This is a genomic window from Streptomyces sp. NPDC005931 (assembly GCF_042871235.1).
GTDB lineage: Bacteria > Actinomycetota > Actinomycetes > Streptomycetales > Streptomycetaceae > Streptomyces.
Genome location: NZ_JBIAIG010000002.1, coordinates 652,928 through 667,010, shown reverse-complemented (window position 1 = coordinate 667,010; position 14,083 = coordinate 652,928). Strand labels below are relative to the sequence as shown.

The 14,083-nt window shown below is 70.9% G+C and carries 11 protein-coding genes and 2 pseudogenes; 6 read left to right on the top strand and 7 right to left on the bottom strand.

Annotated elements, in window-relative coordinates; genetic code table 11:
• Nucleotides 1-148 precede the first annotated feature (148 nt).
• A pseudogene (locus tag ACFYOV_RS07010) lies at nucleotides 149-725 on the bottom strand (site-specific integrase); the annotation flags it as partial.
• Nucleotides 719-937: pseudogene (locus tag ACFYOV_RS07005) on the bottom strand (transposase); the annotation flags it as partial. The pseudogenes ACFYOV_RS07005 and ACFYOV_RS07010, both read right to left, overlap by 7 nt.
• Nucleotides 938-1,068: 131 nt before the next feature.
• Here ACFYOV_RS07005 and ACFYOV_RS07000 point away from each other — a divergent pair.
• Entirely contained in the window at nucleotides 1,069-1,872 is an 804-nt protein-coding gene (locus ACFYOV_RS07000; protein WP_389083733.1) for a hypothetical protein, read from the top strand.
• Nucleotides 1,873-2,238: 366 nt separating this feature from the next.
• Here the strand turns inward: ACFYOV_RS07000 and ACFYOV_RS06995 are convergent, their stop codons facing one another.
• A complete protein-coding gene (locus tag ACFYOV_RS06995; RefSeq protein WP_389083731.1) occupies nucleotides 2,239-2,814 on the bottom strand; it encodes a hypothetical protein in 576 nt (191 codons plus the stop codon).
• Between the two features lie 604 nt (nucleotides 2,815-3,418).
• On the opposite strand from ACFYOV_RS06995, the gene ACFYOV_RS06990 reads away from it, so the two are divergent.
• A complete protein-coding gene (locus ACFYOV_RS06990; protein WP_389083729.1) occupies nucleotides 3,419-4,114 on the top strand; it encodes an ester cyclase in 696 nt (231 codons plus the stop codon).
• Nucleotides 4,115-4,324: 210 nt separating this feature from the next.
• Here ACFYOV_RS06990 and ACFYOV_RS06985 read toward each other — a convergent pair whose 3' ends face one another.
• On the bottom strand, nucleotides 4,325-5,146 hold the full coding sequence (locus ACFYOV_RS06985) for a LamG domain-containing protein (protein WP_389083727.1): 822 nt from the start codon (nucleotides 5,144-5,146) through the stop codon (nucleotides 4,325-4,327).
• 374 nt (nucleotides 5,147-5,520) lie between these two features.
• Between ACFYOV_RS06985 and ACFYOV_RS06980 the strand changes: the two genes are divergently transcribed.
• A complete protein-coding gene (locus tag ACFYOV_RS06980; protein WP_389083725.1) occupies nucleotides 5,521-5,880 on the top strand; it encodes a hypothetical protein in 360 nt (119 codons plus the stop codon).
• Between the two features lie 57 nt (nucleotides 5,881-5,937).
• Nucleotides 5,938-6,237, top strand: coding sequence for a zinc-ribbon domain-containing protein (locus ACFYOV_RS06975; RefSeq protein ID WP_389083722.1), 300 nt, complete (start codon nucleotides 5,938-5,940; stop codon nucleotides 6,235-6,237).
• A gap of 31 nt (nucleotides 6,238-6,268) precedes the next feature.
• On the opposite strand, the gene ACFYOV_RS06970 is transcribed toward ACFYOV_RS06975, so the two are convergent.
• Nucleotides 6,269-7,057, bottom strand: a complete 789-nt coding sequence (locus tag ACFYOV_RS06970) for a TIGR03943 family putative permease subunit (RefSeq protein ID WP_389084117.1) — start codon at nucleotides 7,055-7,057, stop codon at nucleotides 6,269-6,271.
• A 53-nt stretch (nucleotides 7,058-7,110) separates the two neighbouring features.
• Nucleotides 7,111-8,109: a permease gene (locus ACFYOV_RS06965; protein WP_389084115.1), complete on the bottom strand. Its 999-nt coding sequence runs from the start codon at nucleotides 8,107-8,109 to the stop codon at nucleotides 7,111-7,113.
• A gap of 417 nt (nucleotides 8,110-8,526) precedes the next feature.
• Here ACFYOV_RS06965 and ACFYOV_RS06960 point away from each other — a divergent pair, with 417 nt between their 5' ends.
• Entirely contained in the window at nucleotides 8,527-10,428 is a 1,902-nt protein-coding gene (locus ACFYOV_RS06960; RefSeq protein ID WP_389084112.1) for an NAD-binding protein, read from the top strand.
• A gap of 706 nt (nucleotides 10,429-11,134) precedes the next feature.
• Here ACFYOV_RS06960 and ACFYOV_RS06955 read toward each other — a convergent pair.
• Entirely contained in the window at nucleotides 11,135-12,979 is a 1,845-nt protein-coding gene (locus tag ACFYOV_RS06955; protein ID WP_389083720.1) for a S9 family peptidase, read from the bottom strand.
• A gap of 167 nt (nucleotides 12,980-13,146) precedes the next feature.
• Here ACFYOV_RS06955 and ACFYOV_RS06950 point away from each other — a divergent pair, with 167 nt between their 5' ends.
• The gene (locus tag ACFYOV_RS06950) at nucleotides 13,147-14,037 is read left to right on the top strand and encodes an SURF1 family protein (protein WP_389083717.1); all 891 of its coding nucleotides are present in this window, start codon (nucleotides 13,147-13,149) and stop codon (nucleotides 14,035-14,037) included.
• Nucleotides 14,038-14,083 lie beyond the last annotated feature (46 nt).

The window sequence follows — 14,083 nt, the reverse complement described above, 5'->3', positions numbered from 1 at the left end:
GTGTGCGTGTCTATCTGCGTGACTAAGGTCCGCAACTCGGACGGCACGAGGTTCCATGCGCGCCGGCGCTGCGGCAGATCTGGCAGTTCGAAGCCCTCCGGGCACCAGGTGGTGCGGCGTCGGTCAGGTGCGTTTGGCAGGTCGGGCAGACCTCCTCGGTCACGGCCGTACCGGAGTGGCCGACGAGCCGGGAGATCTCCTCCAGCGGGACGCCACGGTCGGAGAGCAGGGACACGAAGCTGTGCCGCAGCTTCCTAGGCGTCCACTCATCGGCGTTGATCCCTTTGGCATCCTTGAGCGCCTGGCGGAAGGCGCGGCGGACGTTGGTCGCGTCAAGGGGCTTGCCGACGGCCGACGAGAAGACGAGTCCGTGTTCCTCCCACTTGTCGTCAGCGGCGAGCCGGTCCCAGCCCTGGTCTTCGAAGTGCTGCCAGAGGACCTCGACGCAGCGCGCCGGCAGGGCGAGCGCTCGCCGGGATGTCCTGGTCTTGGTGTCCCCGCCGCGCCGGACCGAGCGCCACACGGCGATGTGCGGGGGCTGCGGCGGATCGGCGTCCGGGCCCCCTTGAGGAAGACGTGGTCCCAGGTGTGAGCGCGCAGCTCCTCAGTCCGTGCACCCGTCAGGAGGGCGATGACGATGTACGCGTGCATCGAGGTGCCCTCGGCGGCCTTGAGGACTGCCTCAGCCCGGGCGAAGGGAGCGCCTTGGACGGCCGTCCCGGGCCCGGCTCCACTGGGCGCAGCGTCGGTAGACCGTGGGCCAGGTCGGCCCGAACACGGGTGGCAGCTGCCGCCCGGTGCAGTTTGAGATGGCCCACGAAAACGATCGCCGCCAGGCATTCACGGTCACCAGTCCGCCGCCGCCCGCCGCCCTGCGGACGTATGCCTCTGTCGGCGGGACCACCCGCCGGAACAACGCCCACAACTCGTCCGGCACCTCCGCTCCACCAGATCGGTCATGTACTGCTCAACGAACGATGACGCTATAAGAAACGGCGTCTGCAGCCCCACTCCGAGGTTGCTGCCAGCGCCTTCCTGGGTAGGACCACGGTCTACGGAGGGGGCTATATGGCAAGGGAATGCGCGACGTCAGATGATGAAAACGCAGCACAAGATTCAGAAGCGGATCGAGTAACAAACAATGCCAGCCCCAATTCAGAGCGCCGCCATTCAGGGCTATCCGCATGGGGTACATTATTTACAGGCCTGGCAGCCTTGATGACTGTCTTTACCGCCGCAGCAACATCCTACGTAGCTGTCGTCACCTATCAAGACCAGCAAGAGCAGGAGGCGAAGGATGAAGAGGTCGCCGCAGCCGACTTTGCACAGAGAGTGGAATTCATTCCCGGCCCTTCTGCCAGTATGACACTGGAGAATCCGAACGATTTCCCGATCAGCAATGTCGTCCTGTCGGCCGCTTTTTATGACTCCGAGCGCAAGCCTTCTCAACAATACTTCCTCCTGAGCTCGCGCAACGCCTACTGCCGGCATGCTCCAGGATCACAATTCCTGAATTTGATCAGTGGGGCACAAAGTTCATCGCTACCCATAAAGGGCAAGTGGCCTACTTTGAAGACCGATCAGGTCAGGCCTGGTACTCTCAGGGGGCAGAAACATTCAAGAAGAGCATCCCAGTCAACTGGGACGCTTCCCGCAAGGGAAAAGCACCCGTATACGCCTTTGGCGTTCAATTCGACACGGTTTTTTCCCACGATATGCGATCGTCGATCAGTAAGTCGCCAAAATGCAAGTAGCAGAACTTACGTACCGGCGACCCCTGTCCGTGTCCGCATCGAAAGAACCCACTGTCCACGCCTGATAGCAGTTCGGCCAGACTCGCCCCACGATCGGACCGCCCATGAACGCGGCTGAACGCCCCTGCACCCAGCCCAAGGCCACACCCCACAGTTGGAAAGCGTGTTGGTCGGTTCCTTCCCCTGTGGACGCAGGGGGTGCTTCCAGCAACCACCACTGGTGAGGCAAACGCCCTCTTGGGACAGTACCCAAGCAAGCGTAGTGAGACGCGCGCCAGGACTGTGGAGCTGCTGATGGAGGCGTGGGCCCAGGTCGCAGCTTCCAGGAGAGATTTTTCTTCAACCGTGTGCGGGCAGAGCGCGGCTGAACCTTGAGAGCGCGTGGTCGACTGGGACTCAGCGCGGAAGTTGTGGCTTCAATTCCGCCACTCCGACACAGGCAGGCCCGTTCACGTGATCGTGAACGGGCGCCTGCGCCGTGCAGTCAGTGGAGCCTGGGAACATCCCTGACGTGCACCTCTGCGATCATCCCGGAAACCTCCCGATACGGCACCGTCAGGTGAGCCGGCCGGGCGTTGGACGAGGTGGCCGCCTGTTTGATCAGGGAAAGCGTGCCTGTCTGGATCTGCCGATACCAGTTCACGAGGATCTCAACACATGAGCCAGGCTGAATGTCCACGACAATTCGCTGGGACGAGGCGTACTGCTCCGTGGTCACCGTGCCGCGGTGCAGTTCAAGAGAGGCCGTCAACTCAGCCTCGGAGACCGGAATTTTTGCCTTTGCTGCCGCCTGCACCGTCGCCTTGATGTCCCACGCCACGGAGCGCTGCCACTGTCGCGAAACCGTCCTCTCAAACCTAATGGCAGCGTTGGTGCTGTTTGCGTACACACCAACACGCTCAACCGAGTCGAGTTCCTGGTCGTTTCCGTAGGCAGCCCTATCAGCAAGCTCCCAGCGATTTCCGCTCGAATTTCCACGATTCAGGAGAGCCATGCCGACGGAGATGGCGACTGGCACGACGAATTGGATCACCTGGTGCCCCCATGGTTCAGCGATCACACGGCCCAACCATGCAGCCCCCCTGCGTGGTTGGCGCCTGAGTGTACGAGCATGACACATCGCCTATGGATCGGCGCCTTCCCTGGGGCACCAGATACGCCGGATGCAGTTGCATCCAAAGAGACGGCGCACAGCGGACAGTGAAGACGCGTCGTCCGGCCGGCTGGAGGATCTTCACAATGCTGAGGGACCCTGGCATCAGAGACGACCTCGCAGAGAACCCCAAGGAGATGCGAGCCCTTTGTCGGCGGTTTTGGGCGCCACGGGGCCCAACCTGGGCGCTTGCAAAGCGTTGCATTCGGCACGGTGCTCGGTGAACTACGCGGTTTTCAGGGATCTGGATCCTTCATCACCGCCCGCTACACGTTTGAGCTTCAGGAGAAGCCGGCAGCCCTCCCTTCTGCCCGTGTCACCGCCGACGAGCAGGTGCCCCGTGTCGCCCCGGCGTGCACCATTACCTTCCGCAGGGCGAGCCGAACGGCCACGGCAGCACGGGAGGTCAGCGCGGGAGGCGGGGCGGGAGGGCCGGACTTAGGATTGAAGGGCCCTTTTTGTTCATGTGCGCTGTTTGTCCATGTACGTCGCTCGTCCGACGGGAGGGCTCATGACCTTCGTCCAGCTCATCGACTGCAAGACCAGCAATACGGAACAGCTCAACCGGCTGATGGACACCTGGGTCGAGGCGACCCAGGGCAAGCGGACCGCCACGCATTCGATCGTCGGGCGGGACCGCTCGGACTCGGCCCATGTCGTCGAGATCGTGGAGTTCCCGTCCTATGAGGAGGCGATGAAGAACTCCCAACTCCCCGAGACCAGCCGCGTCTTCGAGGAACTGGTCGCCGTCTGCGAGGAGACGCCCACCTTCACGGACCTCGATGTCGTACGGGACGAACAGCTCAACAAGATCGTCGTCCGTCGCTTCTTCGACGAGGTCGTCAACACCAAGAACCTCGACCTGGCCGACGAGCTGTGCACCGACGGTTACCGGGAGCACGACCCCGGTCTCTCCTCCTACGACCTGGATCTTGCCCAGGCAAAGCAGGAGAACGGCGAGGTCATGGATGCCTTCAATCCCCGGCTCACCGTCGAGAGCATGATCGCCGAGGGTGACCTGGTCACCTGCCGGATCAGTTACCGGGGTCGGCACACGGGTCCCTACCAGGGGATGGAGCCCACCCACCGCGAGTTCAGCGGGACCGGGCATGCCACCTTCCGTTTCGAGGGGGGCAAGGTCGCCGAGAGCTGGTGGAACCTGGACGATCTGGGGCTGCTGCGGCAGCTGGGAGCGCTGGAAGCCTGACCGCATGCGGATCGCGGCCGTGGCCACATGCGGTGCGTGGCCGGGTGCGGTGCGTGGCCGGGTGCGGTGCGTGGCCGGGTGCGGTGCGTGGCCGCGTGGCCGCGTGCACTTCGTGGCCGCCGTGCCCTCCTCGTGGATACGGCGGCCCCGTGCCGACCGTGGGTGCCCCGCGGGCATCACACGCTCCGCGCGTGACCGCCCGCCATGGGCTCAGAGGTGGGGCAACCCCGTCAGCGCGGACATCTGGCTGATCATCGTGGGACTCGCCACGCCGGAGTAGGCGCGCACCTCGTCCACGGTGCCGTCGAAGTAGTCGCCGTGCGTCGCCGAGCGGCCCACCTGGAGGCCGCCCGAAGCCGTCCACGAGGTCGTGTCCACGGCAACCGACGTGTCGGCCAACTGGCCGTTCACATAGAGGCGCAGCTCGTGTGCGGGGGCGTCGAAGACGACGGCCAAGTGGTCGCCCACGCCGTAGGGGTCGTCGTCGGGCAGGGCCTGCTCCTCGGTGACGACCACGCGCGGAGCCTTCGCCTTGTCCTTGGTGGCCACCACGACTTCCCACTTCCCGCTCGCCGCCTGGTAGCGGATCGCGAGGCGGTCGGTCTCGGAACCGGGGAGGGAGAGGACGGTCTGCGTCCTGGCGTCGGCCGCGGTCAGGCGGGCGCGAGCGGCCAGGGTGAAGCTGCCGTCCCCGGCGACCGGAGGCGCGGACGTCTCGGCCCAGTCGCCGTCGCCGTCCAGCCTGAGGTCGCCCTGGTCGACCAGTGCGGCGTCCTGGAAGATGTCCTCGGCGCGGTAGATCCGGGCGTCGCCGTTCAGCGTCAGCGGCAGACCGCCCGGCTCGAGGTTGGGGGCGATCCCGCCGGGCGCCTCTTCCATGGGCCAGTAGCCCTCCCTGCTCAGCGCCGTCTCTCCGGCACGGCCGCCGTGCTCGTGGCCGGCGGCGTGGGCGGCACCGGGCAGCGTGCCCAGTGTCAGTGAGAGCACTGCGGCACCCAGCGCCACGAACGCGGCGCGGTGTCCGTTGTGCATGAACCCCCCTTTGCTGGAGCCCCGTTGAGGGGTCCGGTAGACATACCCGAGCGATCTTCCAGGCTCGCCCCCGGCGGGCGCAAGAAGTTTCGGTGAGGCCCCGTCCGCCTCGGTGAGGTGCCTCCCCCCTGCCGGGGCCGGCCGCCCGTCGGTGGCGGCTCGTCGGGACCGGGAGGACCTGCCCGGCGGGGGGACGCCCTGCCCAGTGGGCTGCTCGCTCGGAACTCGGTGGTCACCACACGGGGTCCGTCGATAGCGTCGGGGGCTCTGCGCGGGGCGTCCCTCCGGACCCGACCGGTTCTCGGGCCCGCGCTGGTCGCGGATGCGGTGCGGCATCGGCGGCGGCTGGGCGGGTGGTACGGGAGTGAGGAACCGTGAACGGCACGCGTGCGGTGGCGACGACCACCCTGTGGCGGCCCACTGGGCCGAAGGAGCTGGAACTGGTGCGCGAACTCGGGTGGCGGGCCTGGCCGCCGCGCCTGCCCGAGCAGCCGATCTTCTATCCCGTGCTCAACGAGGAGTACGCCGTCAAGATCGCCCGTGACTGGAACGTCAAGCACGACGGTGCCGGTTTCGTCACCCGGTTCGAGGTCGAGTCGGACTTCCTGCGGCGGTACCCGGTTCAGCGGGCGGGTGGGCGGACGATCCTCGAGCTGTGGGTACCCGCGGAGGAGCTCGACGAGTTCAACGCCCACATCGTCGGCACGATCGAGGTCGTGCACGAGTTCCACTGAGGGGCGCGGCCATTCGGCGGCGGTCCGGCGGACACCGGCTCGGGAAGGACGAACAGCATGATCATCTTTGGCACCAAGGGGTACCTGTACCAGCTCGCGATCCTCACACTGGTCTGCGGGCAGTGCGGCAATCCCTCCGCGCACACCCTCAGGAAGCGGGTCACGAAATTCACGCTGTTCTTCGTGCCGCTCTTCCCGGTCTCCACGAAGTACGCCACGCAGTGCACGTTCTGCGGTGCGGAACAGCGGGTCACCCAGGAGCAGGCGGAACAGTTCCAGGCGCAGGCCGCGAGCGGTCAGGGAGGGCCCGGCGGCCACGGGTACGGACAGCCGCAGCAGCAGCCGTACCAGTCCTGAGGGCCGGCGTACGTCCTCGGGGCCGGCGTCCTCAGCCGGCCCACGGGTCGTCGTACGGGTCGCGCGGGGGCCGTATCGGCTTGGCCCCGGTGACCTCGAAGTACGGGACGGGGCCGGCGTTGACCGGGTCCTTGGTGCGGCGCGGGGTGTAGGTGCCGGTGAGCTCCAGCCAGCTGTCGGGGCGGAGGACCGGGGGGACGGCGCCGGTCAGGGCGATCTTGACGGGGCGGGCGTCGGCCGCGCAGCAGTTGAGCGACATCCGTGCCAGGTACGGGGTGCCGGTGCGGTCCACGGCCACGAAGCCGGTGAGCCGGATGGCGCGGCCCCGCAGGTGGCGGCCCTCGTCGTAGACCGCGCGGGCCGCGTACTCCTCCACCCCCAGCCGCAGCGGGCCGTGGCCCCCGGCGGGGAGGTCCGGGAAGCCGAGGGGTTTCTGGAGGGCCGTGCCCGTGTGGGTGGCGCTGTACGAGCCCAGGGCCGGTGGGGCCACCAGGATCAGGGCGAGGAGGGGGAGGGTCAGGAGCCAGGCGACGCGGGGTTCCAGGTGCTGGTGGGGCCCCTGGTCCGCCTGCTGGTGGGGCTCCTGGTCCGCCTGCTCGTGGGGCCCCTGGTCCGCCTGCTGGTGGGGCTCCTCGTCCGTGCGGTGGCGCCACGCGTACCAGACCGTCGCCGCGGCCGTCGCGATCAGTACCGCGCCCGAGAGCAGGAGCAGGGGGCGCAGGCCGGCCTTGACGTAGCGCAGGTGCAGGTCGGTCAGTGCGGTGTGGAGGACGGTCGCCCCGAGGAGGAACAGGACGGCTGCCTGGGCCTGGTGGTTCAGGGGCCGGGGCAGGAGGCGGGGCCGACGGGTTCCTCGGGTCGTCCGGGTTCCGTTCACAGGAGGATCACCCCCGTCACGGCCGAGACAGCCACCGCCAGCGCGAAGGTCGCCGGGGCGAAGCGCAGGGCGAAGGACCGGCCGAAGGTGCCCGTCTGCATCGCGAAGAGTTTCAGGTCGATCATCGGGCCCACGACCAGGAACGCGAGCCGGGCCGTCAGCGAGAACTGGGTCAGCGACGCCGCCACGAACGCGTCCGCCTCCGAGCAGATCGACAACAGTACGGCGAGGACCGCCAGCGCGAGCACCGACAGCACCGGGTGGTCGGCCGCGGCGCGCAGCCACTCGGCCGGGACGACCGCCTTCAGTGTCGCCGCGGCCATCGCGCCGACCACCAGGAAGCCGCCCGCGTGCATGATGTCGTGCCGCACCGAGCCCCAGAACGCCGCCCCCTTGCCGTCTCCTTCATGACCGGAACGGGCCGGTGGGCGCAGCCACTCCGTACGCCCGAGGCGCTGCCACAGCCAGCCCATCGCGCACGCCACCAGCAGGCTCGCCATGAAGCGGGCGAGGACCATCTCCGGGTTGCCCGGGAAGGCCACGGCCGTCGCGGTCAGGACGATCGGATTGATCGCGGGGGCGGACAGCAGGAAGGCGAGGGCCGCCGCCGGGGCCACTCCCCTGCGGACGAGCGCCCCGGCCACGGGCACGGAGGCGCACTCGCAGCCGGGGAGCACCGCGCCCGCGGCACCCGCGACCGGTACGGCCAGGGCGGGGCGCTTCGGCAGGGCGCGGGCGAAGAAGGAGGCCGGGACGAACACGGCGATCGCGGCGGACAGCAGGACGCCGAGCACGAGGAAGGGGAGGGCCTGGACGGTCACCGCCACGAAGACCGTCATCCAGCTCTGCAGCACCGGTGCGGCCAGGGCGCCGCGGATCAGGTCCTGGAACATCACCCCGGTGAGGAGGAGCAGGGTGAGGAGGAGCGGGGAGTTGAGCTGGTGCCGGGAGTCCTCGGCCGCCGGGGCCACGGACGCCGGCTGCGGCTGCGGCAGCGGCAGCGGCTCCGACGCCGGTCCCGGCTCGGACGCCGACCTCGAGTCCGACGGCGGCTCGCACACCGACACCGGCTCCGGCGTCCCTCCCGGCTCGGACGCCGCCTTCGGCCCCGACCCCGACCCCGGCTCGGACCCCGACCCCGACCGCGGTGCAGACGCCGGCGCCGATCCCGACGCCGGTTCCGGATTCGGCTTGGTGATGGCCACGGGCCGGCTACCTCCGGGTTTCGCACGCGAGCGGCCGGGGGTGCTCGGGTCCCCCCTCCCCTGTACGGAGGGCAGGGCACCGGCGTTCAGCCTGCCGCCACCGTACCGTTGTCGATCATGTATGGAACCCGACGTCCGGATGAGGCAGTCTTTCCCCCCGTGGTGAGCCTTCCGAATCAGGGGACGCCGGGCGATCCGTCCGCGCACATGGTCGTGTGCGGGGACGACGGGCTGGTGCACCGGCTGGCCGCGGAACTGCGGAACGTGTACGGCGAACAGGTCACACTCGTCGTGCCGCCGTCCGGGCGCCGGGTGCGGCAGCCGGTCGTGGGACGCGCCCGGGCCGCCGCCGCGCTCCTCGACCGGGTCGTCAACGCCGCCGTCAACCGCGGCAGCGCCCCGCCCGAACCGGCCCCGGTGGAACGGGTGGTGGAGGCCGCCGAGCCGACCGAGGCGGTGCTCGCCGAGGCGGGTGTGGAACGGGCCGCCGCGCTCGCCCTCGTCTACGACGACGACGAGACCAACATCCGCGCCGCCCTCACCGCCCGCCGCTTCAACCCCCGGCTGCGGCTCGTGCTGCGGCTGTACAACCGGCGTCTGGGGCAGCACATCGAGGAACTGCTGGACCAGGCGGCGGACTTGGCCGGTGGTGACGTCGCGGGGGACGGCGGCGCCGGGATCGACGCCTCGACGACCGTGTTGTCGGACGCGGACACGGCCGCGCCCGCGCTGGTCGCCACCGCTCTCGTCGGCACGGGCAAGGTCGTCGACACGGACGGGTTGCTGCTGCGCGCGGTGGAACGGCGGCCACCGGGGCCGGGTGAGGTGGCCGATCCGGGGCTGTGCACGCTGGCGTTGCTGTCGGCGACGAGCAACGACCCCGCGGGTGCGGAGGGTTCGGAGAACAGCGGGGAGCAGGGGCCGCAGTTGCTGCCGGACGAGGCGGCCGTGGCGGCGGCGACGGGACGCGGGACGGTGGTGCTGGAGCAGGTCTCGTACTCGGGAACGCCGTTGCCGCCCGGGCGGGCATCGGTACCGCCGTTCGCCTCGCTGTTCTCGCGGCGGCTGCGGTGGTCGCTGGCGGGGCTGGTGGCGGCCGTGGTCGCGCTCGCCGTGGCGCTGACGCTGGTGACGCGGGACCATCCGCTGCACGCCACCTACGTCACCCTGCTCGACCTCTTCGCGATCAACGAACCCGCGCACCACGATTCCACCGGCCGTCAGGTCCTGCAACTGCTGTCCGGCCTGGTCGGGTTACTGCTGCTGCCGGTACTGCTGGCGGCGGTGCTGGAGGCGCTGGGGACCTTCCGGACCGCCTCCGCGCTGCGCAAGCCGCCGCGGGGGCTGAGCGGGCACGTGGTGCTGCTGGGCCTGGGCAAGATCGGGACGCGGGTGCTGACGCGGCTGCGGGAGCTGCACATCCCGGTGGTGTGCGTCGAGGCGGATCCGGAGGCGCGGGGCATGGCCACGGCACGGCGGTTGAGGGTGCCGGTGGTGGTCGGGGACGTCACCCAGGAGGGCGTCCTGGAGGCCGCGAAGATCCACCGGGCGGACGCGCTGCTCGCGCTGACCAGCGCGGACACCACGAACCTGGAGGCGGTGCTGTACGCGCGTTCCGTGCGGCCGGATCTGCGGGTGGTGCTGCGGCTGTACGACGACGACTTCGCGACGGCCGTGTACCGCACCCTGCGCGCCGCGCACCCCGGGGCGCTGACCCGGAGCCGGAGTGTGACCCATCTGGCGGCGCCCGCGTTCGCCGGGGCGATGATGGGCCGGCAGATCCTCGGCGCGATCCCGGTGGAGCGACGGGTGCTGCTGTTCGCGGCGGTGGAGGTCGGCGGGCATCCGCAGTTGGAGGGCAGGACGGTCGGCGAGGCGTTCCGGGCCGGGGCGTGGCGGGTGCTGGCGCTGGACACGGCGGCGTCGGAGGAGCGGCGCGCGGTGGCCGACGGGGAGCCGGGGGCGGAGCCGGTGCGGCCGGGGCTGGTGTGGGACCTGCCCGACACCTACGTCCTGCGCCCCGAGGACCGGGTCGTCCTCGCCGCCACCCGCCGCGGCCTCGCGGAACTCCTGGGCCGACGGGGACGGCGGGAGCGAGCCGGGGCGTGACGGCGGCCGCTCCCCGGGCACGCTTCCCGGGCACGGCGCTTCCCAGGCACGGCGCTCCGCGGACACGACGCTTCCCGTGCCCGGCGCATCCCGTGCCCGGCGCATCCCGTGCCCGGCACGACGCTCGCCCCGGCGCGAGGCTCGGCCGGGCATGCGCTCGGCCCGGCACGAGGGCTCGGACCTTGACCGCCCATCCCGGCGTATCCCCGCGCCGCCCGGCACCCGGCTCGGCACGATTGCGCGTGCGGCACTCGAACTGACCGACGGCGACGCATGCCCCAGCGGCACACGTGCCCCAGCGCGACACTTGACCCACGTGACGCACGACCCGGGCACCCCGCGCCACCCGGCACCCGGCACCCGGCACCACCCAGCAGCCCGCACCATCCGGCGGTGGCACTCACCCCTGCCCCGATTCACGCGTTCAGGCCGCCCCACCCGCACAGGAGGCCCCGCCCCCGCCGGGCCCGCGGCGACACCGGCACCGGACCGGCGCCCACGCCCGCCCGCACCGGCAGCCACGCCCACCCGGCGCGACCACGCAGTCCGGCCGCCCCGCCCGCACGGCGCCCGCGCCCCCACCCGCACAGGAGGCCCCGCCCCCGCCGGGCCCGCGGCGACACCGGCACCGGACCGGCGCCCACGCCCGCCCGCACCGGCAGCCACGCCCACCCGGCCCGACGCGCCCAGGCCCGCCCGGGCGGGTCTACATCCCCAGGTGCCGCTCCGCGAACTCCAGCTCCAGTCGCACCTGCTTGATCCGTTCGTCCACCACCAGGGATCCGTGCCCCGCGTCGTAGCGGTAGACCTCGTGGACCGCGCCCCTCGCCTCCAGGCGCTTGACGTAGTTCTCGATCTGGCGGATGGGGCAGCGCGGGTCGTTCACGCCCGCCGAGATGTACACGGGGGCCTTGACCCGGTCGACGTAGGTGAGGGGGGACGACGCCTCGAAGCGCTCGGGGACCTCCTCCGGAGTGCCGCCGAGCAGCGTGCGGTCCATGGCCTTCAGCGCTTCCATCTCGTCGTGGTACGCCGTCACGTAGTCGGCCACCGGGACCACCGCGATGCCCAGGGCCCAGGCGTCGGGCTGGGTACCGAGGCCCAGGAGGGTGAGGTAGCCGCCCCAGGAGCCGCCGGTGAGGATCAGGCGGCCGGGGTCGGCGAGGCCGGAGGTGATCGCCCAGTCGCGGACCGCGGCGATGTCCTCCAGCTCGATCAGGCCGACCCGGTGCTTCAGCGCATCGGTCCAGGCACGGCCGTAGCCCGTGGAGCCGCGGTAGTTGACGCGGACCACCGCGTAGCCGTGGTCGACCCAGGCCGCCGGACCTGCGGCGAAGGAGTCGCTGTCGTGCCAGGTGGGCCCACCGTGGAGGTCGAAGACCGTGGGCAGCGGGCCGGTCGTGCCGCGCGGCTTCTGGACCAGGGCGTGGATGCGGCCGCCGGGGCCCTCCACCCACACGTCCTCCACCGGTACCGAACCGGGCGACTTCATCCCGGGCGGGTCCAGGACGACCCCGCCCGCCGTGGAACGCACCGACGGCGGTTCGGCCGCCGACGACCACAGGTACTCCACGCTGCCGTCCGGGCGGGCCGTGGCCCCCGAGACGGTGCCGGGCGGGGTGGGGACCTCGACCAGCTCACGGACGGAGAGGTCGTAGCGGAACAGCTGGCTGCGGGCTTCGAAGCTGTGGGCGATCAGCAGGCCGGAGCCGTCGGGGTACCAGACGGCGCTGACGTCACCGGGCAGGTCCAGGGCGAGGTCCGTCCGCTCGTCCGTCGCCACGTCCCAGACCAGGGGCTCCCATCTGCCGCGCCGCTGGTGGCCGATGAGCAGGCGGGTGTCCCCCGCGACGGGCGCGAAGCCCAGCACCTCCAGGCCCAGCTCGCGGGTGCCGCCCTCGGTGTCGTCGAGTTCGGTGACCGTCGTGCCGTCCGGGCGCAGGACGCGCAGCGCGGAGTGCATCGCGTCGCCGTGCTCGGTGTGCTCGATCGCGATCAGGGTGCCGTCGTGGGAGAGGTCGCCGACGCCGGCGGACTCGCGGTGGCGGTAGATCTCCACCGGTTCCTCGCCGGTGCGCACGAGGTGGATCGTGGTGCCGTCCTCGTCCGTGGAGCGGCCGACGACCGCCGTGCGGTCGTCCCGGCCGAGGGCGAGGCCGGCCGGGTACGACGGGTCCAGACCCGGGGCGGCGAGTTCGTCCTCGCCGCCGGGGAACCGCTGGCGGCGCCAGACGCCGAACTCGTCGCCGTCCTTGTCGTCGAACCACCAGATCCACTCGCCGTCGGGCGAGAGCACGCCGTCCGTGGTGCCGTTGGGCCGGTTCGTCACCTGGCGCTGTTCGCCGGTCGAGCGGTCCCACGCGTACAGCTCGTACGTCCCCGTCGCGTTCGACACGAACAGGGAGCGGTCGGGCGCGTCCTCCGCCCACTCGGGCAGGGACACCCGGGGCGCCCGGAAGCGCTTCTCCCAGTCGGGCGTCCCTTCGCCCTGTTCCACTCGCTCGGTCTGGTTCCGCCGGTCCAGCGCGTCGGACCCGTTGCTCTCAGTCATGGCCCCATACTGCCTGGCCGGAGGGACCTTGTGCGGCCGGTGTCCCCAGCCTGTGGACAACCTCCACCGGATCTTTCACCCGTACCTGTGGAGGAGAGGCGCGAGAATCGGCCGGGCGGGCGACCCCGCGGCCCGTCGACGCCCGGCGGCCCCGTACCGTGGAGGGCGTGTACCGGTTTCTGCTGACGCCCCGATGGTGGGCGATCAACGTCTTCCTGCTGCTCGCCATCCCCTTCTGCGTGTTCATGGGTTCGTGGCAGCTGGGCCGGTTCGAGGACCGCGTCGACGACCACCGCACGGCACGGGAACAGGTCTCCTCCGGCCGGCGGGAGGCTGCCCGGCCGCTGGACGAGCTGCTGCCGGTCACCAAGGCGACCTGGGGCAAGCAGGTCACCGCGCGCGGCCGGTACGCCGACCAGCTGCTGGTGCCGGAGCGGGACCTGGAGGGCAGGCGCGGCCACTACGTGCTGACCCTGCTGCGCACCGACTCCGGCAAGGTGCTGCCCGTCGTTCGGGGCTGGCTGCCGGGAGAGCCCGACGCGCGCAAGGCACCCGCGCCGCCGGCCGGTGAGGTCACCGTCACCGGAGCGCTCCAGGCGTCCGAGACGCCCGGCGACAACGGCGTGAGGGCCCTCAGCGGGCTGCCCGCCGGGCAGACCGCGGCGATCAGCGCGGCCTCGCTGGTGAACCTCGTGCCCCACGACGTGTACGACGCGTGGGTCACGCTCAACCGGGGCGACGCGGGGATGAAGGCGGTGCCCGCCAGCGCCCCGAGCGGCACGGGACTGGACCTGAAGGCGTTCCAGAACCTCGGCTACACCGCCGAGTGGTTCGCCTTCGCGGGCTTCGTGGTCTTCATGTGGTTCCGTCTGCTGCGCCGCGAGCTGGAGTTCGCCCGCGACGCGGAGCTGGGCCTCGTCGTCCCCGGCGGCGAGGGCGAGGCCCAGGACGCGAAGGGCGCAGACGCGAATGCCCAGGACCCGAAGGGCGCAGACGCGAGCGAGGACCAGGGCGAGGGTGAGGGCGAGCGGCGGCAGCCGAGTCCGTCGGGGGTGTGACGCCCCGGCCCGGCCGGCGCCCCGTCGTGCGGGAGCCGGCGCGGGG